Annotated in this window: 15 protein-coding genes; 10 read left to right on the top strand and 5 right to left on the bottom strand. The window is 59.8% G+C overall.

The features are described from left to right. From bcsB to J1C59_RS18325, 5 genes are all read left to right on the top strand, one after another. Entirely contained in the window at positions 1-2,292 is a 2,292-nt protein-coding gene (bcsB, locus tag J1C59_RS18345) for a cellulose biosynthesis cyclic di-GMP-binding regulatory protein BcsB (RefSeq protein WP_140917356.1), read from the top strand. Next, positions 2,285-5,752 (top strand): cellulose synthase complex outer membrane protein BcsC, encoded by a 3,468-nt coding sequence (gene bcsC, locus J1C59_RS18340; RefSeq protein ID WP_140917357.1) that lies wholly within the window; start codon positions 2,285-2,287, stop codon positions 5,750-5,752. The genes bcsB and bcsC overlap by 8 nt, the downstream gene beginning before the upstream one ends. A 115-nt stretch (positions 5,753-5,867) precedes the next feature. After that, positions 5,868-7,874: a biofilm formation regulator HmsP gene (gene hmsP, locus J1C59_RS18335; protein WP_128086318.1), complete on the top strand. Its 2,007-nt coding sequence runs from the start codon at positions 5,868-5,870 to the stop codon at positions 7,872-7,874. A gap of 225 nt (positions 7,875-8,099) precedes the next feature. Then, positions 8,100-9,389: a dicarboxylate/amino acid:cation symporter gene (locus J1C59_RS18330; protein WP_128086317.1), complete on the top strand. Its 1,290-nt coding sequence runs from the start codon at positions 8,100-8,102 to the stop codon at positions 9,387-9,389. A 246-nt stretch (positions 9,390-9,635) separates the two neighbouring features. Next, positions 9,636-11,129, top strand: a complete 1,494-nt coding sequence (locus tag J1C59_RS18325; RefSeq protein WP_128086316.1) for a M16 family metallopeptidase — start codon at positions 9,636-9,638, stop codon at positions 11,127-11,129. 2 nt (positions 11,130-11,131) lie between these two features. Here the strand turns inward: J1C59_RS18325 and J1C59_RS18320 are convergent, their stop codons facing one another. Further along, positions 11,132-12,004 (bottom strand): alpha/beta hydrolase, encoded by an 873-nt coding sequence (locus tag J1C59_RS18320; protein WP_111139446.1) that lies wholly within the window; start codon positions 12,002-12,004, stop codon positions 11,132-11,134. A gap of 492 nt (positions 12,005-12,496) precedes the next feature. Here J1C59_RS18320 and msbA point away from each other — a divergent pair, with 492 nt between their 5' ends. After that, positions 12,497-14,254 (top strand): lipid A ABC transporter ATP-binding protein/permease MsbA, encoded by a 1,758-nt coding sequence (gene msbA / locus J1C59_RS18315; RefSeq protein WP_140917358.1) that lies wholly within the window; start codon positions 12,497-12,499, stop codon positions 14,252-14,254. Between the two features lie 93 nt (positions 14,255-14,347). Here the strand turns inward: msbA and kdgK are convergent, their stop codons facing one another. Next, positions 14,348-15,280, bottom strand: coding sequence for a 2-dehydro-3-deoxygluconokinase (gene kdgK, locus J1C59_RS18310; protein ID WP_128086315.1), 933 nt, complete (start codon positions 15,278-15,280; stop codon positions 14,348-14,350). Between the two features lie 281 nt (positions 15,281-15,561). Here kdgK and pdeH point away from each other — a divergent pair, with 281 nt between their 5' ends. Further along, positions 15,562-16,335, top strand: coding sequence for a cyclic-guanylate-specific phosphodiesterase (pdeH, locus tag J1C59_RS18305; RefSeq protein WP_128086314.1), 774 nt, complete (start codon positions 15,562-15,564; stop codon positions 16,333-16,335). A 63-nt stretch (positions 16,336-16,398) separates the two neighbouring features. After that, positions 16,399-18,459, top strand: coding sequence for an AsmA family protein (locus J1C59_RS18300; protein ID WP_140917359.1), 2,061 nt, complete (start codon positions 16,399-16,401; stop codon positions 18,457-18,459). On the opposite strand, the gene ppiC is transcribed toward J1C59_RS18300, so the two are convergent. Beyond that, on the bottom strand, positions 18,460-18,741 hold the full coding sequence (gene ppiC, locus J1C59_RS18295; RefSeq protein ID WP_111139451.1) for a peptidylprolyl isomerase PpiC: 282 nt from the start codon (positions 18,739-18,741) through the stop codon (positions 18,460-18,462). 75 nt (positions 18,742-18,816) lie between these two features. Between ppiC and rep the strand changes: the two genes are divergently transcribed. Next, positions 18,817-20,838 carry a DNA helicase Rep gene (rep, locus tag J1C59_RS18290; protein WP_128085501.1) on the top strand — a complete coding sequence of 674 codons (2,022 nt, stop codon included), beginning with the start codon at positions 18,817-18,819 and terminating at the stop codon, positions 20,836-20,838. A 47-nt stretch (positions 20,839-20,885) separates the two neighbouring features. Here the strand turns inward: rep and ppx are convergent, their stop codons facing one another. Together ppx and rhlB are read right to left on the bottom strand one after the other, a co-directional pair. Next, the gene (ppx, locus tag J1C59_RS18285; protein WP_128085500.1) at positions 20,886-22,370 is read right to left on the bottom strand and encodes an exopolyphosphatase; all 1,485 of its coding nucleotides are present in this window, start codon (positions 22,368-22,370) and stop codon (positions 20,886-20,888) included. Between the two features lie 6 nt (positions 22,371-22,376). Next, complete coding sequence (rhlB, locus tag J1C59_RS18280; protein ID WP_128085499.1) at positions 22,377-23,669, bottom strand: ATP-dependent RNA helicase RhlB; 1,293 nt, start codon at positions 23,667-23,669, stop codon at positions 22,377-22,379. 117 nt (positions 23,670-23,786) lie between these two features. Here rhlB and trxA point away from each other — a divergent pair, with 117 nt between their 5' ends. Continuing rightward, positions 23,787-24,119, top strand: coding sequence for a thioredoxin TrxA (gene trxA, locus J1C59_RS18275; RefSeq protein ID WP_003851963.1), 333 nt, complete (start codon positions 23,787-23,789; stop codon positions 24,117-24,119). Positions 24,120-24,407 lie beyond the last annotated feature (288 nt).

The following is a 24,407-nucleotide window of genomic DNA, read 5'->3' as shown; positions in this document are numbered from 1 at the left end:
ATGACGACAACGAAATTAAACAGGTGGGTCGCTGCGCTGCTGCTGGGCTCCGCAACACTAAACTGCGCGCTGGCGCAGGAGACGGCGCCGGCCACTGCCGCCGCCGAACCCGCGCAGCAAACGATGCCGCCGGAAGCGGCTGCGCCGCTGCGCAGCAGTCAGCTGAACTTTGTGACGCTGGCGCCGCCGCCGGGCAGCATGACGCTGAGCGGAACGCGCAGCACCGGTCAGATCGAGTTTGGGGTGCGCAGTGATGAGGTGGTGACGCGCGCGCTGCTCAACCTCAGTTTCCGGCCGTCGCCCGCGCTGCTGCCCACGCTGTCGCAGCTGAAAGTCTACCTCAATGATGAGCTGGTCAGCCTGATCACCCTGACGCCGGAGCAGATGGGCAAAGAGAATCAGATGCAGCTGGCGATCGACCCCCGGTTTATCAGCGACTTTAACCGCCTGAGCTTTGAGCTGGTGGGACACTACGCGAACATCTGCGAAAATCCGGCTAACAGCACCATCTGGCTCGATATTGGCAAAGAGAGTGGCCTGGATCTGACGCTGCAGAAGCTGCCGCTGAAAAACGATCTCTCCCATTTCCCGGAGCCTTTCTTTGACGCGCGCGATAAGCGGCCGCTGACGCTGCCGATGGTGTTTGCCGCCGAGCCGGACATCAAGCAGCAGCGTGCCGCCGCCATCCTCGCCTCCTGGTTCGGCAGCAAAGCGGCCTGGCGCGGACAGCGTTTCCCGGTGCTTTACGATCGGCTGCCTCAGCAGCAGCATGCGGTGGTCTTTGCCACCAACGATGCCCGCCCGACGTTCCTGAAAGATCGGCCTCCGGTAATGAAGCCGACCGTGGAGATGATCAGTCAGCCTGACAACCCCTATGAGAAGATGCTGCTGATCCTGGGGCGCAACGACGACGACCTGTTGACGGCGGTGCAGGGGATTGCGCAGGGGGAGTTGCTGCTGCGCGGCGAGACCTCGACCATCGATCACGTCACGCAACTGGCACCGCGTCAGCCCTACGATGCGCCTAACTGGGTGCGCACCGACCGCCGCACGACGTTTGCGGAGCTGTCGCAGTATGAGAACCAGCTGCAGTCTGACGGTCTGCAGCCCAATCCGATCAGCCTGACGCTGAACCTGCCGCCCGATCTCTTCCTGGTGCGGGCGCGCGGCATTGATATGGATCTGAGCTATCGCTACACCTCGCCGCCTCAGCAGGATGGCTCGCGGCTGGCCGTTAACCTGAACAATCAGTTTATTCAGGACTATCCGCTGATACCCAAAAATACCGCCGGGCAGCAGCTGCTACATATTCCGCTGATTCAGGGCATGCTGGATAAGAATCGCGAGCTGCGCATTCCGGCGCTGCGGCTGGGCGTGGTTAACCAGCTGCGTTTCGATTTTGACTATGCCAACACCTTTATCGGTGGCACGGCTGACGGCCGCTGCGAAACCGTGACGCCGGTCGGCCATCATGTGGTGCTGGATGAGAGTTCCAGCATCGACTTCTCCGGCTATCGCCACTACATCGAAATGCCGTCGCTGCAGACCTGGGCAAACGCCGGTTTCCCCTTCAGCCGCCTGGCCGATCTCGCCCAGACGCTGGTGCTGGTGCAGTCCGATCCGGATGCGCAGCAGGTCAGCACGCTACTGAACGCGCTGGGTAATATCGGGGCACAGACCGGTTATCCGGCGCTGCGCGTGCAGCTCACCGATGACTGGAGCAGCGCGAAGAAGCAGGATGCGGATCTGCTGATGATCGGCGGCATTCCTGCCGATCTTCAGGATGACCAGCGGATCAGCGCGCTGGTGGAAGCGACCGCCAGCTGGCTGAAAAAACCGGTGCGCCAGACCGCTCAGCAGACGCAGCCGCTCAGTGCGGCTGAACGGACGGCGGAAAGTCGTACCGCGATAGGCTCCCGTGGGCCGCTGGCGACCGTGATCGGCTTCCAGTCACCGTTCTACGATCAGCGCAGTGTGGTGGCGCTGCTGGCCGACGGCAGTCCGCGAAGCTGGCAGCTGCTGGATGAGGCGCTGGAGGACAGCGGCAAGCGCAGCGCGATTTCCGGCTCCACCGCAATTATCCGCGAGTCGGGCGTTAACAGCCTTCGCGTTGGCGAGACCTATTTTGTGGGCCATCTGCCGTGGTGGGAACGCCTCTGGGCTACGCTTGCGACCCATCCGTTCTGGCTGGCGCTCTGCGCTGTGCTGGTGGTGGTGCTGTTCGCCATGCTGGTCTGGCGTCTGATGCGCCTGGTCGCACACCGCCGTCTGCTTGATGATGAAGATGAATAAGGCGCCTCTGCTGCGGGCGGGCGTCCTGATTGGTGCGCTGAGTGCGCTGCCGGGGCAGGCTGCGCCGGTCGACGGGCCGCAGGTTTCACCGGTCGACTGGCTGCTGACTCAGGTGCGAATCGGCGAATCGACCAATAAATATGAGCTGGTGCAGCAATCGCTCTACCGGCTGGAGAAGATAGACCCGGACAATCCCCAGGTGCTGGCGGCGCGTCTGCGGCTGGCGCTGCATCAGGGCGATCTTACGGCAGCACAGACGCTGCTGGATCAGCTCAACCGGCAGGCTCCTGGCTCGGCGGCGGCGCGTGAGTCGGCGGCGGGTCTGCGCATGATGTCTCCGGAGGGACGGCAGCAGCTGCAGCAGGCACGACTGCTGGCCACCTCGGGCCGTCTGGCGGAGGCGAAAAACGCCTACGACGCGCTGTTCAGCGGCGTGTTTCCCGATCCGAACATCGCGCTGGAGTACTGGCGGCTGCTGGCGCGTCTGCCCGGCCAGCAGGATCGGGTCTGGCAGCAGCTGCAGGCGCTGGAGCAGCGTTATCCCGGCAACGTCGGGGTCGGCCTGCAGATTGCCCGTATGGCGTTCGACCGGCAGCAGCCGGACCTGGCCACCGCGCAGCTGACGCGGCTGGCGGAGAGCAGCGGCGGCCGTGATGCCGCGGCTGATCTCTGGCTGCAGCACATCAGCGATCAGACGATCAATGACAGCAGCGTGGCGCAGCTGAAAGCGTATCTGGCCGTGTTCACCGATGGCGATGCGCATCAGCAGGGCATGGAGGCGCTGAACAAACAGCAGAAGACGCTGGCCGATCCCGCCTACCGCGAACGGATGCGGGCGCTGGCGCTGGTGGAAGCGAACAATGTGAATCAGGCGATGAGCTCCCTGAACCGGGCGCTGAAGGCTAATCCTGAGGATGCCGAACTGATGGGCGCGATGGGGCAGACTCAGGCCCGCGCGGGCCATCGCGATGTCGCCGTTCTCTGGCTGGAGCGAGCCATCAAAGCGGGCCAGCAGAGCACGCTGGTCGGCAAATGGCAGTCGCTGCTGCAGACCAACCGGTACTGGCTGGCGATAGAGCAGGGCGATAAGGCGCTGGCGCAGCACGATATAAACGCTGCCGAGCGGCACTATCGCACGGCTCAGACGCTCGACAGCCGCGACAGTTACGCCCTGATTGGGCTGGGCGATGTGGCGATGGCGCGCAAAAACGGCGCCGGTGCTGAACAGCTCTGGCAGCGCGCGCGCCAGCTGGACGGCTCTAACATTACCGCCGTGCGTCGGCTGGCGGCGCTCTATCAGACGGTTTCCCCTGCCCGCGAAATGGCGTTTATCAATTCACTGCCGGCCGCGCAGCAGCGTACCCTGGCCGACACGCTGCGCGCCCTGCGCAGCGACAGCCTGCGCGCGGAGGCCGACGCCCTGGCACAGCAGGCCCGCTGGCCGCAGGCGGCGGAAAAATATCGTCAGGCGCTGGCGCTGGCACCGGATGATGTCTGGCTCAGCTACCGGCTGGCGGGCGCGCTGCGCAATCGTGGTGACGTGCAGCAGGCGAATGGGGTCATGCGCGCCGTGGCGCAGCAGCATCCGCAGGATCCCACCGCGCTTTACGCCACCGCACTCTGGTTCTCGGGTAACGATGACGAGCGTACGGCACTGGCTACGCTGCAGCGCCTGCCCGCCGCGCAGTGGAGCGGCGATATGCGCCAGCTCGCCGGCCGCCTGAAGCAGAATCAGATCTTTGCACAGGCCGACAGGCTGCGCGCCGCAGGCAATGAACCGGCGGCCATCGCGCTGCTTGAACAGCAGCCGGTTTCCGGCCGCCGCGATCTGACGCTGGCCGACTGGGCACTGGCGCGCGGTGATGCACAGCAGGCGCTGACGGGTTATGAGCAGGTGCTGTCGCGCCAGCCGGGCGACGGTGATGCGGCACTGGGACGCATTGAGGCGCTGGTTGCCCTGCAGCGTAACGCTGAGGCACGCCAGGCGCTGGCGCAGTTGCCGCCGGCAGAGTCGGGGCTGAATGCAGAGCGCCGCGTTGCGCTGGCGTGGCAGGCCGTGGGGGAGACCTCGCGGGCGGCCGGGCTGTTCGCCGGGCTGAAACAGCGCGCCGCGTCGCTGCCGCCTTCTCAGGCTAAGGCGCTGCTGTTCCGGGATGCGGCCCGGCTGGAACGTGCGCAGCAGCAGCCCGAACAGGCGCTGGCAGATTATCGGGAGGCGATGACGGCCAGCGGCATCGGGAGCGAGGGCAACCTCAGTCGCGCCACGCGCAACGATCCCCGGGATACGCGGCTGGAGCGCGGCCTTCGCAGCGACACCGCCGATCTCTACCGCCAGCAGCAGACCACGCTGACGCTGCAGCAGGACTACTCACGCAACAGCGGCACCGGCGGCATCTCAGATTTCACGGCACACACCACGATGCTGCAGGCAGAGCGCCCGCTGGCCGACGGGCGCGGCTTTCTGCGCGTGGATCGGGTGGATCTCTCGGCCGGTACCTTTGCCACCCGCAACGGCAGCATCGATGAACGCTTCGGCAGCTGTGACGACGCCAATTCGGGCGGATGTCGGGGGCAGACCCGCCAGCGCGACAGCGGCACGGCGCTGGGCGCAGGCTGGCACAACGGGGTCTGGTCAGCCGACCTGGGCACCACGCCGCTGGGCTTCGAGGTCACGAACTGGACCGGCGGCCTGAGCTGGAAAACGGATATCCGCGATCTCGGCGTGACGCTCACCGCCTCGCGCCGCCCCATTACCAGCTCGCTGCTGGCCTATGCCGGCACGCGCGACCTGGCCGCCAGCGGCGGCAAACGCTGGGGCGGCGTGGTGGCCACCGGGGGCAGCATCGGACTGAGTTACGATCAGGGCGGCGCACACGGCGTCTGGGGCGACATCAGCGCCCATCAGATCAGCGGTAAAAACGTCGCCGATAACAGCCGCGAGCGCCTGATGGGGGGCTACTACTACAAACTGATCAACAGCGACAATCGCCGCGCCACCGTCGGGCTGAACACGATGCTCTGGCACTATCAGAAAGATCTCAGCGACTACACGTTCGGGCAGGGCGGCTACTACAGCCCGCAGCAGTATCTCTCGTTTTCTGTGCCGGTGACCTGGCGGCAGCGAACGGAGAACTGGTCGTTTGATCTTGGCGGGTCGCTCTCCTGGTCGCATTCCGCGACCCATGCGCAGCAGCGTTATCCGGTTAATCCGGGCTTTACGCTTGCCAGCAACCCCTCTTCCGCCAGCAGCACCGGCGGCGGTGTGGGCTACACGCTGCAGGCGGTCGTGGAGCGACGGCTGACGTCAGACTGGTTTATCGGCGCGGGTGTCGATATCCAGCAGGCGAAAGATTATACGCCGAGCCACGGTCTGCTCTATGTGCGCTACGCGGCCGGAGGCTGGGAAGGGGATCTCGATATGCCGCCGCAGCCCCTGATCCCTTACGCAGATTTTAAATAACCCCGGGCGGGAAAAAGCCGGACTTTTCAGACGGTAAAAAAGTCAGTTTATGGGATATACTGACCCGCATTCACCTGTCTGCTATCTGGGCTTTTTCATCCTCGGGAGAGAATTTTTGCGCGTAAGCCGATCACTTACGATAAAGCAGATGGCGACAGTTTCGCTGGTTGCGGTTATCGCCATCAGTATCTTTATCGTCATCCAACTGTTTCATTTTGTGCAGCAGCGCAGGATTGACTACGCCCAGCAGATGGAGAACATCGCCCACACCGTTCGTCAGCCGCTGTCGGAGGCGGTGCTGCGTGCGGATATCCCGCAGGCCGAACGCATTCTTCACTCCCTGAAACCGGCCGGGATTTTATCGCGCGCCGATGTGGTGCTGCCGAATGCGTTTCAGGCGCTGCACGCCGACTTCGAGACGGAAAAACCGGTGCCGCGCCTGGTGGCCCGGCTGTTTGAGCTGCCGGTCCAGATCACCCTGCCACTCTACTCGGTGGAGAACACCGGCATGCCGAAGCCGCTGGCTTATCTGGTGCTGCAGGCGAATTCAACGCGCGTCTACCAGTTTATCCTCAGCACGCTCTCGACCATGATTATCACCTATCTGCTGCTGGCGCTGATCCTGTCCGTGTCGATCAGCTGGTGCATCAACCGGCTGGTGGTGCATCCGCTGCGCAATCTCGCGCGCGAGCTGCAGGAGCTGCCGCCGCAGTCGATTCTGACGCATAAACTCGCCCTGCCGCCGAGCCACCGCGATGACGAAATCGGCATGCTGATCCGCAGTTACAACCGCAATCAGCAGGTGCTGGAGTCGATACACGATGAGATGAGCCGGCTGACCACCCATTTTGCCGTCACCGATCTGCCCAACCGCACCCTGTTCCTGGCGCTGGTCGAGCAGTTCATGTGCAATCCTGAACGGTCGCTGGGCCTGATGGTGATCCGCATCGAAACCCTGCAGGAAGCTAACGGCGTCCTGAGCGACGAGCAGCGCGATACGCTGATGCTGACGCTGGTGGAGAAGATCCGCCACACGCTGGATGACCACACGCTGCTGGCGCAGACCGGCGTCAGCGATTTTGTCCTGCTGATGAAGCGCGCCAGTAATCCGTTCCGCGCGCTGCGTCTGGCGCGCAACCTGATGATTCGCCTGAATCAGCCGGTCAATCTGCATCAGCTGCAGCTGCGACCCAACGTCAGCATCGGCCTGGCGCTGCGCGACGATCAGCCGCTGAGCGCCAATGAGCTGCTGGACCGCGCCACCTCGGCGATGATGTCGGCCCGTCATCAGGGCAAAAATCAGATCCTGTTCTTCGACGCTGCGCTGACCGAACGCGCGCAGAAGCGCCTGACGCAGGAGCATGACATCCTGCAGGGGCTGCACGACGAGCAGTTTGCCCTCTATCTGCAGCCGCAGGTCGATATGCGCACCGGCACCTTAACCGGCGCGGAAGCGCTGCTGCGCATGCGCCAGCCGGATGGCAGCTACGGCCTGAGCGAAGAGTTTATCGCCAGCGCCGAAGAGATTGGGGTGATCAGTGCGATTGGCCGCTGGGTGTTTGAGGAGGCGTGTCGCATTCTGGCGGGCTGGCAGCGACAGGGCATCATGCTGCCGCTGAGCGTCAATATCTCTGCGGTGCAGCTGCGCGATAACGGTGTGGTCACGCATCTGCAGTCGCTGCTGGCGCGTCATCGCATCGCTCCCGGCACGCTGGTGCTGGAGGTGACCGAAACGGCGCAGCTGGAAGATGCACAGCAGTCGATGTCGATGCTGCGTATGCTCCAGCAGACCGGCGTGGCGGTAGCCCTGGACGATTTCGGCATGGGCTACTCCAACCTGAACTATCTGCATCAGCTGAAAGCGTTGCCCGTGAACAAGCTCAAGATGGATCGCAGCTTCGTGGCGGCGCTGCCGGACGATGACACCATGGTCTGCATCGTGGCGGCCATCGCCGAGATTATTCATCTTGAGGTGATCGCCGAAGGCGTGGAAACCGCCGAACAGCGCGACTGGCTGCTGGCGCGCGGGATCGCCATCGGACAGGGCTATTTCTACGCGGAAGCCCTGCCGGTCAGCCGCTTCAATGCGCTCTGGATCGAAAAATCCTCACCGGCGCAATAATTGCCTGATTCATTGATTTTGCGAGAATTTTAGTTACAAAACCCCTTGCTGAAGCGTTTCAGTTCAGAAATACGACCCCAGGGTTTCCTGGGGCTTTGTCACCCTGTATTAATCACGTAAACAGAGTGTTATTTTCGGGTTACTGTCAGGCGCCACCCCGGTTGCCCGTCAGTCACAATAACAAATCCGACAACATCACCTCATGGCGTTAGTGGACACCTGTTTATGAAAACCTCACTTTTTAAAAGCCTTTATTTCCAGGTGCTGATGGCGATTGGCATCGGCGTTTTGTTAGGCCATTTTTACCCGGAATTAGGGACCCAGATGAAGCCTCTGGGAGATGGCTTCGTTAAATTAATCAAGATGATTATCGCCCCGGTTATTTTCTGTACCGTGGTGACCGGTATCGCGGGCATGGAAAGCATGAAAGCGGTTGGCCGGACCGGCGCCGTTGCGCTGCTCTATTTTGAAATCGTCAGTACCATCGCGCTGATTATCGGCCTGATTGTGGTGAACGTGGTGCAGCCGGGTGCCGGAATGAACGTCGATCCGGCCACGCTGGATGCCAAAGCCGTGGCGGTGTATGCGCAGCAGGCCGAGCAGCAGGGTATCGTCGCCTTCCTGCTGGATGTGATCCCCAACAGCGTGATTGGCGCCTTTGCCAGCGGCAACATTCTGCAGGTCTTGCTGTTTGCCATTCTGTTTGGTTTTGCCCTGCATCGTCTGGGTAACACCGGCACGCTGATCTTCAACGTGATCGAAAGCTTCTCTAAGGTGATTTTCGGCATCATCAACATGATCATGCGTCTGGCACCGATAGGGGCATTTGGCGCGATGGCCTTCACCATCGGTAAATATGGCGTGGGTTCGCTGGTGCAGCTCGGCCAGCTGATTATCTGCTTCTATATCACCTGTGTGCTGTTTGTCGTGATCGTGCTGGGGCTGATTGCCCGCCTGTTTGCCGGCTTCAGTATCTTTAAGTTCATTGCCTATATCAAAGAAGAGCTGCTGATTGTGCTGGGCACCTCCTCATCCGAGTCTGCGCTGCCGCGCATGCTGGATAAGATGGAAAGGCTGGGCTGTAAGAAGTCGGTGGTGGGGCTGGTTATTCCGACGGGGTACTCATTTAACCTGGATGGCACCTCGATCTACCTGACCATGGCCGCCGTGTTTATCGCGCAGGCCACCAATGCGCACATGGACATCTTCCATCAGATTACGCTGCTGGTGGTGCTGCTGCTCTCCTCCAAAGGAGCCGCCGGGGTGACCGGAAGCGGCTTTATCGTGCTGGCGGCGACGCTCTCGGCGGTAGGTCATCTGCCGGTGGCGGGTCTGGCGCTGATCCTCGGGATTGACCGCTTCATGTCTGAAGCGCGTGCTCTGACGAACCTGATCGGTAACGGCGTGGCGACAGTGGTGGTTGCGAAGTGGGTCGATCAGCTCGATCACAAACAGCTCGACGACACCCTGGCAGGCCGGAATAAGGAGAATAAAGCGTCTGAATCTTCCATTTAATCATTGAATTTTACTTAAATCGCCACAAATGCCCGCTGTCGCTTGCCCTGACAGCGGGCATTTGCATAATGAACCCCACTTGTTTTTTTTGACGTTTTTCACTTCGCTGCGCGACATCCTGAACTTCCTGTGGTCAAACACTTTGTTGTTGGATAACAGCGCGATTCGGCGCCCGCCGATTCGTTAATAACAGCGGCTCTACGCGCCAGTGATGACAATATTTGAATTATTTGAGTAGGGGTTCACATGCAGGGCACCAGAATTCGGCTTTTGGTTGGTGGATTAGTGCTGGCTGCGACCAGCTATGGTCTCCAGGCAGAAACGCTGCAACCGGATCCGGCCTGGCAGGAAGGCAAGCTGGATAATGGATTTAACTGGCAGTTACTGGCCACACCGCAACGCCCCAGCGATCGCATCGAACTGCGGCTGGTGGTGAACACCGGGTCGCTGGTGGAGAGTGCGCAACAGACCGGCTTCAGCCATCTGCTGCCGCGTCTGGCGATGGTGCACAACACCGCGCTGGATACGCAACAGCAGCGCGCGCTATGGCAACAGGCGATGGATCCTCAGCATCCACTGCCGCCCGCGATCGCCTCCTATGATTACACCCAATATAATCTGAGCCTGCCCAACAACCGTCCCGAGCTGCTGAAAGAGGCCCTGAACTGGCTGGCGGCCACGGCGGGCAACATGGCCATCACCGATGCGGTGGTGAATACCGCGCTCAGCGCCTCCGATCCGGTCGTCACCTGGCCGAAAGATCCGCAGGATGTCTGGTGGCGCTATCGCCTGAAAGGCTCTGCGCTGCTGGCTCACGATCCCGCCGCACAGCCGCGTGCGCCGGTGGATTTAACGCAGCTCAACGACTTTTATCATCAGTGGTACACCCCGGATGCGATGACGCTCTATGTGGTTGGTAATGTCGACAGCCGCAGTCTCTCTGAGCAAATCAACAAAATCTTCTCGCCGTTAACCGGCAAACGCGATGCGCCTGCGCCTCTGCCTACCCTGTCGCCGCTGCCGCACGAGCCGGTGAACCTGGTCAGCGGCAACATGACGCAGGATCGTCTGTCGCTGGTGTGGGATACGCCGTGGCAGCCGATTCGCGACTCCCAGAATCTGCAGCGTTACTGGCAGGGCGATCTGGCGCGTGAAGCGCTGTTCTGGCATGTCCAGCGCGCCCTCAGTGACAGCAAGGCGCAGGGTATCCAGGTCGGCTTTGACTGTCGCGTGCTGTATCAGCGTGCGCAGTGCTCCATCAACATGGATGGCCGCAACGACAGTCTGGCGCAGAATATGAGTCTGGTGGCGCGTGAGCTGGCAAACGTGCGTGACAAGGGCTTACCGCAGGAGGAGTTTGATGCGCTGATGGCGCAGAAGCTGCTGGAGCTGAACAAGCTGTTTACCACTTACGCCCGCACCGACACCGACGTGCTGATGAGCCAGCGGCTGCGCTCCCAGCAGAATGCCGTGGTCGATATCGCCCCTGAGCAGTATCAGAAGCTGCGTCAGACGTTCCTGGCCGGGCTGACCCGCGAGCAGTTAAACCAGGAGCTGCGCCAGCAGCTGACGCAGGAGCTGATGATGGTGCTGATCCAGCCGGAAGGCGAAGCGGAAACCAACGTCAAAAGCCTGCAGAACAGCTGGGATAAAGTGATGGCGCCGTCAACGGCACCGGCGACCGGCAATGAAACCAGTGCGCCGGATAGCAACGTCAAAGACGTTCCGCCCGCCGCGTAACCTCAGGTCTTTGCCCTGAGCCACTCGGTCACTAACATGGGCCAGCTGGCAAGGGGCAGGTCGGCCACGCCACGGATACCAAATCCGTGCCCGCCTTTCTGATAAAAATGCACCTCTGCCGGGACCTTGTGTTCACGCAGTGCGCCAAAAAACGCCATGCTGTGGTTCACCGAAACGGCTTCGTCGTCGGCGGCGTGGATCAGCAGCGTCGGCGGCACCAGAGGATGAACGCGGGTTTCCAGCGAGTAGGCCTCAATCGTTTTCTGATCGGGCCATGCGCCCAGCAGACGGGTTCGCGCCCCTTCATGCGCGATGCCGTCACGCATGCTGATCACCGGATAGACCAGGATCATCGCATCGGGACGCGGAGAGAAGTTTTCTGCGCCATCCTGCACCGGATAGAGTTTCTCCGCAAAGCGCGTGCCCAGGCTGGCCGCTACGTGTCCCCCCGCTGAAAAGCCCATCATAACGATATATTTGCCGTTAAGACCGCGCTGTGCCCGTTCACGCAGGACGCGCACGGCGCGCTGCGCATCCGCCAGCGGCGCGTCGGGACCTTCATGATGGCCATCATAGGGCAGGCGATAGGTCATCACCGCCAGGGTGTAACCCATCGAGGTAAAAAAGGTTGCCAGGGCGCTGCCTTCGCGGTCGATCATTACCCGCTGATAGCCCCCGCCCGGTGCGACCAGCAGGGTGATACCGTTGGATTCGACGGGATGCCAGAGTGCGATCTCCGGGCAGCGCACACCGGTGGCCGCGCGATCGTAAGGTTCATACTCTTTTGCCATATCGACAATCTGCGGCTGTGCGCGTGAATCGCTGGCGCCAGGTGCATCACCGTGTGGCCAGATATTAATAATTTCTGTGTGCATAAATAGATCCTGATGCGAAGAGTCTTTTAATTTTTTGTTCGCGGCCGGAGAGAACAGCGTCCTGCTGTCTTTTGATTAAAAGATGGTCTTTTTTCAGGCGGTCGTCCATCCGAAAAGGGTAAAACGACCCAGATTCGGACTATGCCTGGTGGCCGATTTATTCGGGTAACTGATTAATATTAATCAATAAATTATAAGAGGGGTTTAAGCGGTTTGCCCGCAGTGTGACCGATTTAAATCACAATTTTTCTGCTTAATCTAAATGGCCGGAAGAGGTCACTTTATTAGCCAAAATTTGCCGGATATCGCACTGCCCGCGCATAAGAGGGAATAATGATTCCGGCGGCAGAATGATGTTTATTGCGCGGCTGAGGCTAACGTACCAGTCTCATTTGAGACTGATTGGCCTTATTCAGCCGCACGCAGTTTCCTGTTGGTTGATGCGGTTTAACATAAGATCGCCCGTTCCTTCACAACGGTAAGATTCATAGCATGTCTGATAACGATCTCTCTACCCGCGAAACCTTTCGTCGTCTGTGGCCGACGATTTCTCCGTTTAAAGCGGGGCTGCTGGTCGCGGGGCTCGCCCTGATCGTCAATGCCGCCATCGATCCCTTTATGCTGACCCTGCTCAGGACGCTGCTGGACGACGTGATTGGCAAAAATAAGCGCGGTATTCTGCTCTGGATGCCGCTGGTGATTGTCGGGCTGATCCTGATCCGCGGTGTCAGCGGCTATATCTCCAGTTACTGCATCGCCTGGGTGTCGGGCAACGTGGTGATGACGCTGCGCCGTCGCCTCTTCAGCCATATGATGGGGATGCCGGTCGCTTTCTTCGATCAGCAGTCGACCGGCACGCTGCTTTCCCGCATCAGTTACGATTGCGAGCAGGTCGCCGCCTCCTCATCCGGTTCGCTGGTGACGGTGGTGCGTGAAGGCGCCTCTATTCTTGGCCTGTTTGCGATGATGTTCTATTACAGCTGGCAGCTTTCACTGATCCTGCTGCTGCTGGCCCCCATTGTGTCGCTGGCGATCCGCATCGTCTCCCGGCGTTTCCGCCACATCAGCAAAAACATGCAGAACACCATGGGACAGGTGACCACCCATGCTGAGCAGATGCTGAAAGGGCACAAAGAGGTGCTGATGTTTGGCGGTCAGCAGGCGGAAACCACCCGCTTCGGACAGGTCAGTAACACGATGCGTCGTCAGGGGATGAAAATGGTGTCGGCGACATCGCTCTCCGATCCCCTTATTCAGCTGATCGCCTCTTCTGCGCTCGCCTTTGTACTCTACGCGGCCAGTTTCCCGTCGGTGATGGCCACGCTGACGGCGGGCACCCTCAGTGCGATTTTTTCCGCCATGTTGATGCTGATGCGGCCCTTAAAGTCGCTGACCAACGTTAATGCGCAGTTCCAGCGCGGGATGGCCGCCTGCCAGACCCTGTTCACGATCCTTGATACCGGACAGGAGAAAGATGAGGGCCGCCGGGTCGTGCAGCGCGCCAGCGGATCGATTGAATTCCGCGATGTCACCTTTACCTATCCGGGCGCGGAAAAGCCGGCGCTGCGGCAGATCAATCTGACCCTGCCCGCCGGTAAAACCGTGGCGCTGGTGGGGCGATCCGGTTCGGGAAAATCCACCCTGGCCAGCCTGCTGACGCGGTTTTACGACATCGACAGCGGCGAAATTTTACTGGATGGTCACGATCTGCGTGAGTACACCCTGGCTTCGCTGCGCGAGCAGGTGGCGCTGGTCTCTCAGCATGTTCACCTGTTCAATGACACCATCGCCAACAATATCGCCTATGCGCGTACGGCCGTGTTCAGCCGGGAGGCGATCGAACACGCGGCGCGGATGGCGCATGCGCTTGAGTTCATCAATAACATGGAGAACGGGCTGGATACGGTGATCGGGGAAAACGGGGTACTGCTGTCGGGCGGGCAGCGCCAGCGCATCGCCATTGCCCGTGCGCTGCTGCGCGACAGCCCGATTCTGATCCTGGATGAGGCAACCTCCGCGCTGGATACCGGGTCTGAACGCGCGATCCAGTCAGCACTGGAGACGCTGCAGCAGAACCGGACCACACTGATTATCGCCCACCGGCTCTCGACCATCGAAAAGGCCGACGAGATCCTGCTGGTTGAAGAGGGGGAGATCGTGGAGCGCGGCTCGCATCAGCAGCTGCTGGAGAAAAACGGCGCCTATGCCCGGCTCTATCAGATGCAGTTCAGTCAGCCGCGTTGTGCGTAAAACCAGCCTGTGCCGGGTCAGGTTCTGACCGTTATCGCCCGCCCGCCAGAAAATGCGTCCGGAGGCGCACTGTTCTGGCGGGCTGCCTGTCATTCAGTCAGGCATCGCCTCCGCCGGGATAATCGCCCCGCGATGCTGGATCACGGTGCTGGCAAGCTGGTGTCCGCGCTGTGCGGCGGCGTCTGCGGCGGCACCGGTCAGACGGCGCGCCAGATAACCGGCGCTGAATGAATCACCGGCTGCGGTGGTGTCGATCACCTTCTCCTTCGCCAGGCGGAGCGCAGGAACTTCGATCAGCGGCGCATCATCGAGAGCCACCAGGCAGGCGTCCGCGCCCCGTTTAATCACGATCTCACGGGCACCCGCCTGGCGGGTGCGGGCGATAACCTCCTCCAGCGGCTGTTCGCCCCACAGCAGATGTTCATCATCCAGCGTCAGGAAGGCGATATCGGTATGACTGAGCATTGCGCGATAGGCGGCCTGTGCGCTAAGTCGATCGGTCCAGAGCCGCGGGCGGTAGTTGTTATCGAAAATCACCTGACCGCCGTTTGCCCGGCAGCGCGCCAGCAGCGCCATCAGCCGGTCACGACTCGCTGACGGCAGAATCGCCAGGCTGATGCCGCTGAGATAGAGGTAATCGTAGTGGGTGAGCTGTTCGGCGATCGCCGCCGATTCCGGGCTGTCGAGCCAGTAACGCGCTGCCGCATCGCTGCGCCAGTACCAGAATGTACGTTCACCGTCGGCATCCGTTTCAATGACATAGAGTCCCGGCATTTTGTTGCTGAGACGCTGGATCAGGTCGGTGTTGATCTGCTCCTGCTGCCAGGCGGCGATCATCTGGTCGCTGAACGAATCGGTTCCCAGTGCGGTAACATAATCGACCCGCAGCTGCTGCGTATCAACCTGGCGGGCGAGATAGACGGCGGTGTTAAGCGTATCGCCGCCGAAACCGCGTTTAATGTTCTCACCCTTTTCAGACAACTCAATCATGCATTCGCCAATGATGGCGATTTTCTTTTGCGTCATGGCTCGGAACCCCCAGTGAAATATCACGCTAGTCTCGCGTCTGGTATGGCAGACGTCAACGTTTTTAAAACAGCGTTTTAATTTAGCTTAAGGTGCTGAATAGTGCCGATCTGGCAGATAAGCGCGGCTAATTCCGGCCTGTTTTGCCGATTATCTTAACGAAATGGCTGATAAACTCCCGGTTTAATGTGGCCGGGCTGTTCATCGCATTATCACAGGCAACCCCGATAATCGCGGCAGCGTCACCCGTTTTGGGGACCAGTTACCCACCAGGAAAAAAAATGGTAATGGAGAGTATTCTTCAGAGGCTGCCGTCTTCAACTGACCTCAATCACTGCCCCGAAAGCCCGCTCTTCTGGCAACAATGTCAGCGGCACTATCGCTTTCAGCCTATCTACCGGGTAAGCGGCCGGTTGCTCGCCATTGAGCTGCTGACCGCCGTGGCTCATCCCGCCGCGCCGGACCAGCCGCTCTCTCCCGAAGCCTGGTTTGCCGGGCTCGATGTCGCGCAGCGCCTGAACGTGGTGCATGAGCAGCTGGATCTGCTCACGCAGTGGTCATCCTATTTTGAGCGCCATGCAGTGATGGCTTCGGTCAACATCGACGGGCCTTCTCTGCTCGCGATCCAGCACCAGCCCGTGATTCGCCGTCTTATCGCCCGTCTGCCCTGGCTCCGTTTTGAGCTGACTGAGCATCAGGCGCTGCCGCAGCCGGAAAAAGTGGCGAAGATTACGGAGCTGGGCCCGCTGTGGCTGGATGATTTTGGCTCGGGGATGGCAAATTTTTCGGCGCTGACCGAGCTGAAGTATGACTACATCAAGTTATCGCGCGACCTGTTTATGCTGCTGGACAGCAGCGATGAAGGGCGCGGCCTGTTTCCGATGCTGCTGGCGCTGATCAACCGCTACTGCAACGGCGTGATCGTGGAGGGCGTCGAAACTGAAGCGCAGTGGCAGCAGGTTAAAGCCTCGTCAGCGATTGCGGCGCAGGGCTACTACTTTTCGCGCCCGGTTCCATTTCCCGAACTGAATCACCTTACTCTCCAGCTTCCCTGATGCCGTTAGCCGTGGTCTCGACTATCTTTAACCCAGACCGTGAATGTGCAAGGAGAAAGCGTAATGTCGCGTACCGGGAAAATAGTCAGCTGGGTCGTGGGAATTCTGGTGCTGTTGATTGTGGTGATCATCGTCATCATTGCAACCTTTGACTGGAACCGCCTGAAACCCACTATCAATCAGAAAGTCTCGACCGAGTTAAACCGGCCCTTTGCGATTCGCGGAGATCTGGGTGTCGACTGGGTGCGTCATCGTGACGAGTCAGGCTGGCGGCGCTGGGTGCCGTGGCCGCAGCTGCATGCGGAAGATATCATGCTGGGCAACCCGCCCGGCATTCCTGACGTGACCATGGTGCATCTGCAGCGGGCCGATGCGACGCTGGCCCCGCTGTCGTTGCTGCACAAAGAGCTGTTTATCCCCTGGATTAAACTGCAGCGGCCTGATGCCCGGTTGATCCAGACGGCCGATAAGAAGAACAACTGGACGTTCGACCTCGCCAGCAGTGACAGCGATGAGAAGGCGAAAACGCCCTCCGCCTGGTCATTCCGCCTGGATAACATTCTGTTTGATCAGGGGCAGATTCGCTACCGCGATGCGGTGAATCGCGCGGACGTCACCGTTCAGATCAATCCGCTGGGTAAACCGGTGCCTTACGCGCAGATTGCCGGCGGCGATGACCAGCAGAAAGGCGCGGGCGACTTCGTCTTTGGCTGGAAGGCCAGTGGCAGCTACAACAACGAGAAGCTCAGCGGCGAAGGGAAGATCGGCGGCATGCTGTCGCTGCGCAGCCAGAACACCCCGTTCCCGATTCAGGCCGATGTCCGCAATGGCACCACCCGCGTTCAGGTGACCGGTGGCCTGCAGGATCCGATGAACCTCGGTGGGCTCAACGTGCGGCTGCGTTTCGCCGGCGATACGCTGGCGAACCTGTATGGCCTGACCGGCGTCCTGTTGCCGGACACGCCGCCCTATGAAACCGATGGTCATCTGATCGCGAAATTCAGCGGCAAACAGGGCGCGGTCTATCGCTATGAGAAATTCAATGGTCACATCGGTGACAGCGATATTCATGGATCGCTGGTCTACAGCCAGGTTAAACCCCGCCCGACCCTCAGTGGCGAGCTGACCTCCGAGCAGCTGCGGATGGCCGATCTGGGGCCGCTGATTGGTGTGGATTCCGGCAAAGGCAGCGAGAAAACGGCACAGGCGAAGGCCCGGCGCGGAGAGAAATCGAATCAGCCTGCCGACCGTGTACTGCCGCACGATAAGTTTGAGACCAAAAGCTGGGACGTGATGGATGCCGACGTGAAGTTCAGCGGCAAACGTATCGAACACAGCAATTCGCTGCCGTTAAGCGATCTTTATACCCATCTGCAGATGAAAAACGGTGACCTGCTGCTGGATCCGCTGCGCTTTGGTGTAGCAGGCGGCAACCTGAACAGCACTATCCGTCTTGATGGCAGTCGCTCACCGATGCGCGGGCGCGTGGATCTGCATGCGCGTAAGCTGCGCCTGCGTCAGATGTTCCCGGATGTGCAGGCGATGCAGAACAGCCTCGGCCAGCTTAATGGCGACGCCAGCTTCACCGGCACAGGGAACTCGGTAGCCGACCTGCTCGCGACCAGCAACGGCCAGCTTAAGCTGCTGATGAACGATGGCCTGATCAGCCGCAGCCTGATGGAGATCGCCGGCCTGAACGTCGGTAACTATCTGGTGGGCAAACTGTTTGGCGATGATCAGGTGCGTATCAACTGCGCCGCCACAGATATCCGGCTGCAGAATGGTCTGGCGACGCCCAACCTGTTTGTGTTCGATACCGAGAACGCGATCATCAACGTGTCAGGCAACGCGAACTTTGCCAGTGAGCGGCTGGATCTCTCGGTCAATCCCGAGAGTAAAGGCATCCGTATCGTGACGCTGCGTTCGCCGCTCTATGTGCGCGGCACGTTTAAAAATCCTGACGCGGGCGTTAAAACGGGGCCGCTGCTGGCGCGTGGTGCCGCAGCCGTGGCGCTGGGCGCGGTGGTCGGTCCGGCCGCCGCGCTGCTGGCACTGATCTCCCCCAGCGACAACGAAGATAACCAGTGCAGCACCGTACTGCAGCAGATGAAGCAGAAGAAGTGATCAGTTGCGGTAGAGCACTTTGATAATGTGGTAACCAAAGCTGGTTTTTACCGGCCCGTAAGGCGTCAGCAGCGGGCAGGTAAAGACCGCTTTATCAAAGGCCGGTACCATCTGTCCCTGACGGAACTCCCCCAGATCGCCCCCTTTGCGGCCGGAAGGGCAGGTTGAGTGTTTCTTTGCCAGCTGCTGGAAATTGCCGCCTTTCGCCAGTTTCGCCAGAATCTCTTTTGCCAGCGCTTCCTCTTTGACCAGGATGTGTAAAGCCGCCGCGGTTTTCGCCATGTTGGTATCTCGGTTGTGTATAATTGCCGCCCAGTATAAACCCCTTTCTTTTGATTCAATCAGGCGATTTCTTCTATGCGTTTAAACCCCAGCCAACAACGTGCCGTCGAATTTGTTACCGGTCCCTGTCTGGTGCTGGCGGGCGCGGGATCGGGTAAAACCCGCGTGATTACCAATAAAATTGCCCATCTGATTCGTGAGTGCGGCTATCAGGCGCGCCATATCGCGGCGGTGACCTTTACCAACAAGGCCTCGCGCGAAATGAAAGAGCGTGTGGCGCAGACCCTGGGCCGTAAAGAGGCGCGCGGCCTGCTGATCTCGACGTTCCATACGCTGGGTCTTGAGATCATCAAGCGCGAAACGGCGGCGCTGGGCATGAAGTCCAACTTCTCGCTGTTCGACGATCAGGATCAGCTCGCGCTGCTGAAAGAGCTGACGAAAGAGTGGCTGGAAGAGGATAAGACGCTGTTACAGCAGCTGATCTCCACCATCTCAAACTGGAAGAACGATCTGGTCGATCCGCCAACCGCGATCGCGCAGGCGCGATCGCAGCAGGATCATATCTTTGCCCACTGCTACGCCCTCTACAGCCAGCATCTCAAATCGTGCAACGTGCTGGACTTTGACGATCTGATCCTGCTGCCGACGCTGCTGCTGCAGCGTAATCTGGAGGTGCGCGAACGCTGGCAGCAGCGTATCCGCTACCTGCTGGTGGATGAGTATCAGGATACCAACACCAGCCAGTATGAGCTGGTGAAGCTGCTGGTCGGCGCGCGCGCGCGCTTCACGGTGGTGGGCGACGATGATCAGTCGATCTACTCCTGGCGCGGCGCACGGCCGCAGAATCTGGTGCTGCTTAACCAGGATTTCCCGGCGCTGGAGGTGGTGAAGCTGGAGCAGAACTACCGCTCATCGCAGCGCATCCTGAAAGCGGCGAACATCCTGATCGCCAACAATCCGCACGTTTTTGAAAAGCGGCTCTTTTCGGAGCTGGGGCAGGGCAGCGAACTCAAGGTGCTGACCGCCAACAGCGAAGAGCACGAAGCCGAACGGGTGACCGGCGAGCTGATCGCGCACCATTTTATCAACCGGACGCAGTACAAAGATTACGCGATCCTTTACCGTGGTAACCACCAGTCGCGAACCTTTGAAAAGTTCCTGATGCAGAACCGCATCCCCTATCGCATCTCGGGCGGCACCTCGTTCTTCTCACGGCCGGAGATCAAAGATCTGCTCGCCTACCTGCGCGTGCTGACCAATCCCGAGGATGACAGCGCGTTCCTGCGCATCGTGAACACGCCGCGCCGTGAGATTGGCCCGGCCACGCTGCAGAAACTCGGCGAGTGGGCCAACCTGCGCAGTAAAAGCCTGTTTAACGCCAGCTTTGATGTCGGGCTGGGGCAGACTCTTACCGGACGCGGTCTGGAGCACCTGCAGCGCTTTACCCACTGGCTGAATGAGATCATCCAGCTGGCCGAACGCGAACCGGTCAATGCCGTCCGCGACCTGATCCGCGGCATCGACTACGAGAGCTGGCTGTTCGAAACCTCCGGCAGTCCGAAAGCCGCCGAGATGCGGATGAAGAACGTCAATACGCTGTTTCAGTGGATGACCGAAATGCTGGAGGGCAGCGATATCGACGAGCCGATGACGCTGGCGCAGGTCGTCACCCGCTTTACCCTGCGCGACATGATGGAGCGCGGCGAAAGCGATGAGGAGCTGGATCAGGTGCAGCTGATGACGCTGCACGCCTCAAAAGGGCTGGAGTTCCCCTATGTGTTCCTCGTCGGGATGGAAGAGGGGCTGCTGCCGCATCAGAGCAGCATCGATGAGAACAACATCGAAGAGGAGCGCCGCCTGGCTTACGTGGGCATCACCCGGGCGCAGAAAGAGCTGACCTTTACCCTGTGTCGTGAACGCCGGCAATATGGCGAGCTGGTCCGGCCTGAACCGAGTCGTTTTCTGCTGGAGCTGCCGCAGGACGATCTGCAGTGGGAGACTGAGCGCAAGGTGGTCAGTGCCGAGGAGCGGATGAAAACCGGTCAGAGCCGGGTCGCCGGGCTGAGAGCGATGCTGGATAAGGCGAAGAAGGGGTAAGGCGGGAAAACGGGGAGGCGATAGACATTCGCCTCACCGGGCCGGACTTACGACAGCGTTAACAGCCAGTGGACGTAAGACTGATAATGGCTTTCCTGCTCAAGCAGTTCACTGCGCAGCGGATGCGCCTCCAGCCAGCCCGCAGGCAGGGTCAGATGCAGGGCATCATCGTCCGCCTGAAGCCGCACCGCAGGCAGGGTGTCATCGCGACGACGGGTGGAGAAGATGATCGCCAGCCGCAGCAGACGGCACATCCGTTCCGCCAGGCGCGGCGGCAGGGCGTTCTGCTGGGTCAGCAGCGCCAGATCGATGCTGCCGCTCTGGTTCTGCAGTAAACAGGCCAGCAGCTTCTTCTGCGCCGGGGTAAAGCCGGGCAGGTCCAGGTGACGCACCAGATAGGCCGCATGCTGTGGCGCATGGCGGAAATCGACGCTCAGGCCGATTTCGTGGATCGCGCAGGCGCTGAGCAGCAGCTCGCGACAGTGTTGATCCAGCTTCCACGGCGTGGCAACCTGGCGGAAAAAGCTCTCAGCCAGCTGACGCACGCGGTCGGCCTGTTCGACATCGATGCTGAACCGGCGCTGGACGTTGTGCAGCGTGCGGGTACGGATATCGCGATCGATCGGCAGATGCAGCATGCCGTAGACCAGCCCTTCGCGCAGGGCGCCGCCCGCCAGCGTCATGCTGTCGATACTCAGCTCCTGGAAGATGGCGATCAGGATCGACAGGCCGCTGGGGAAGACCAGCGCCCGCTCCAGCGTCAGCCCTTCGATTTCCAGCTCTTCCAGTTTGCCGCACTGAATGGCGCGCTGCTTCAGCTGCTGAAGTTTATTCAGCGTGATGCGCTCATCCATGCCCTGGGCCACCATGATCTCCTGCAGCGCCTGCACCGTGCCGGAGGCACCGACACACGCCTGCCAGCCCTGCTCACGCAATTGGGTGGCAACAGGCTGGATCATTGCCCGTGCAGCGCGCTCTGCCTGATCAAAGTTCTCTTTTGCCAGATGACGATCGCTGAAGAAGCGCTCCAGCCAGGTGACGCAGCCCATCGGCAGACTGAACAGGACCGAGGCATGGGAGCCGTCGCCGGTCGCCAGCTCGGTGCTGCCGCCGCCGATATCGACCACTAAACGCTGGTCGGAACCGCCGGTGGTGTGGGCCACACCCTGATAAATCAGGCGCGCCTCTTCTTCGCCGCTGATGACGTTGATGGGACAGCCGAGGATCTGCTGAGCCGTGTCGAGGAACGTCTGCGCGTTAGCCGCCAGACGCAGCGTGGCGGTCGCCACCACGCGAATCTGATCGAGGGGAATATCCTGCAGTTGTTCAGAGAAGAGTCTGAGGCATTGCCAGCCGCGCGACATCGCCTCGGCTGACAACAGGTTATTTTTATCCAGTCCGGCCGCAAGGCGAACCTTGCGCTTAATTTTCGCAACGGTCTGAATACTGCCTGAGACCTCGCGCACCACCAACATATGAAAGCTGTTAGACCCTAAATCAATCGCTGCATAGAGTGACGACGCGCTTAGCATGATGGCCTAACCTGAACGTTTACGGTTGTTGTTGCGTGGCGCACCGCGACGATTAGCGTTGTTGCCTCCGCGACGCGGGCCATTACCGGAGCGGCTGCGCTGCAGACGTTTAGGCGGCGGTAAATCGGTTAACAGCGCTTCGCTGCTGTACTTGCTGACCGGAATGCTGTGACCGATATACTCTTCGATCGACGGCAGGTTCAGCGCGTACTCTTCACAGGCCAGGCTGATTGAGTGTCCGCTGGCACCGGCACGACCGGTACGGCCAATGCGGTGAACGTAATCTTCGCAGTCGTCGGGCAGGTCGTAGTTAAAGACGTGCGTCACAGCCGGAATGTGCAGACCACGGGCAGCCACGTCGGTGGCGACCAGAATATCCACATCACCTTTGGTGAAGTCATCCAGGATGCGCAGGCGCTTCTTCTGGGCCACGTCGCCGGTCAGCAGGCCAACACGGTGTCCATCGGCGGCCAGATGGCCCCAGATATCTTCACAGCGGTGCTTGGTGTTAGCGAAAACGATAGCGCGATCGGGCCACTCTTCTTCGAGCAGGGTCTGCAGCAGGCGCATTTTCTCTTCGTTGGACGGATAGAAAAGCTCTTCCTGAATGCGATGGCCGGTTTTCTGCTCCGGTTCCACTTCCACATATTCCGCACTGTTCATGTGCTCGAACGCCAGTTCACGGACGCGATAGGAGAGCGTGGCCGAGAAGAGCATGCTCAGACGCTGAGTGGCCGGCGGCATGCGACGGAACAGCCAGCGGATATCTTTGATAAAGCCGAGATCGAACATGCGATCGGCTTCATCCAGCACCATGACCTGAATGGCACCCAGGTTGACGTGATTCTGCTTGGCGTAGTCGATCAGACGACCGGTGGTGGCGACCAGAATATCAACGCCCTGTTCCAGCACTTTCAGCTGTTTGTCATAACCGTCTCCGCCATAGGCGAGACCCAGTTTCAGGCCGGTTGAGGCGGTGAGGGGTTCGGCATCCGCATGAATCTGCACAGCAAGTTCACGCGTCGGCGCAAGAATTAATGCCCGTGGCTGGTTTACCTGCCGGCCTTCGGCCGCAGGATGAGAAAGAAGATGATGAAACGTTGACGTCAGAAACGCCATCGTTTTGCCGGTACCGGTTTGCGCCTGGCCTGCAACATCACGCCCTGAAAGCGTAAATGGCAGAGCTAACGCCTGAATCGGCGTGCAGTATTGAAAGCCTTTACTATCAAGGGCTTCCACCACTTTCGGGTGCAGGGCGAAGTCGGAAAACTTCTGTTCAGTTAAGTGTGTTTTGCTCATAGTGTGGTAGAATATCAGCTTACTATCGCTTTACGAAAGCGTATCCGATGAAATAAAGTCAACCTACATTGGTATATATTACGCCAATTCGCCAGGCATAATCTTGTGGAGTAAAACATGAGCAGCGATAAAATCGTTCATCTGACCGATGACAGTTTCGACACCGACGTGCTGAAAGCCGACGGCGTTACACTGGTAGATTTCTGGGCTGAATGGTGTGGTCCTTGCAAAATGATCGCGCCAATCCTTGATGAAGTTGCAGAAGAGTATGATGGCAAGCTGACCATCGCTAAGCTGAATATTGACGATAACCCAGGCACGGCACCGAAGTATGGCATTCGTGGTATCCCGACGCTGCTGCTGTTCAAAAATGGCGAAGTCGCCGCGACCAAAGTGGGCGCGCTGTCTAAGGGCCAGCTGAAAGAGTTCCTGAACGCTAATCTGGCGTAATTCAGGGCTGAACGTCTGGCAGTGGTGAATTTATCTCCTGCTGCTGGACGTTCGCTTTCAGGCGTGCTAAGTTACCCATACTGCATTACGCACTTACCTTGTAGTTAGCATCTTAAAGTTTTCCCTTGTTGAACCCTGTCGCACTGTACCTTTTAACGAGAGAACGGTTCAGCAATCTTACGGTTAGCTCCAACTCTGGCATCACATTCGGACATCTTCCTGCATACCGATCGCCATTCCATACGATGATCGTCGGGAAGCGCCGAAAAGAGCCATTAACGGCATGGA

The sequence above is a fragment of the Pantoea deleyi genome (genome assembly GCF_022647325.1).
In the GTDB taxonomy this organism is placed as follows: domain Bacteria; phylum Pseudomonadota; class Gammaproteobacteria; order Enterobacterales; family Enterobacteriaceae; genus Pantoea; species Pantoea deleyi.
This window is presented reverse-complemented; position numbering and strand designations above follow the sequence as displayed.

Bases quoted from the DNA above. Each gene is read 5' to 3' on its own strand.
- ppx (WP_128085500.1), bottom strand. From the start codon at position 22,370: ATGCTAAGCGCGTCGTCACTCTATGCAGCGATTGATTTAGGGTCTAAC.
- ppiC (WP_111139451.1), bottom strand. From the start codon at position 18,741: ATGGCGAAAACCGCGGCGGCTTTACACATCCTGGTCAAAGAGGAAGCG.
- rhlB (WP_128085499.1), bottom strand. From the start codon at position 23,669: ATGAGCAAAACACACTTAACTGAACAGAAGTTTTCCGACTTCGCCCTG.
- J1C59_RS18320 (WP_111139446.1), bottom strand. From the start codon at position 12,004: ATGCACACAGAAATTATTAATATCTGGCCACACGGTGATGCACCTGGC.
- trxA (WP_003851963.1), top strand. From the start codon at position 23,787: ATGAGCAGCGATAAAATCGTTCATCTGACCGATGACAGTTTCGACACC.
- msbA (WP_140917358.1), top strand. From the start codon at position 12,497: ATGTCTGATAACGATCTCTCTACCCGCGAAACCTTTCGTCGTCTGTGG.
- pdeH (WP_128086314.1), top strand. From the start codon at position 15,562: ATGGTAATGGAGAGTATTCTTCAGAGGCTGCCGTCTTCAACTGACCTC.
- kdgK (WP_128086315.1), bottom strand. From the start codon at position 15,280: ATGACGCAAAAGAAAATCGCCATCATTGGCGAATGCATGATTGAGTTG.
- J1C59_RS18300 (WP_140917359.1), top strand. From the start codon at position 16,399: ATGTCGCGTACCGGGAAAATAGTCAGCTGGGTCGTGGGAATTCTGGTG.
- bcsC (WP_140917357.1), top strand. From the start codon at position 2,285: ATGAATAAGGCGCCTCTGCTGCGGGCGGGCGTCCTGATTGGTGCGCTG.
- J1C59_RS18330 (WP_128086317.1), top strand. From the start codon at position 8,100: ATGAAAACCTCACTTTTTAAAAGCCTTTATTTCCAGGTGCTGATGGCG.
- bcsB (WP_140917356.1), top strand. From the start codon at position 1: ATGACGACAACGAAATTAAACAGGTGGGTCGCTGCGCTGCTGCTGGGC.
- J1C59_RS18325 (WP_128086316.1), top strand. From the start codon at position 9,636: ATGCAGGGCACCAGAATTCGGCTTTTGGTTGGTGGATTAGTGCTGGCT.
- rep (WP_128085501.1), top strand. From the start codon at position 18,817: ATGCGTTTAAACCCCAGCCAACAACGTGCCGTCGAATTTGTTACCGGT.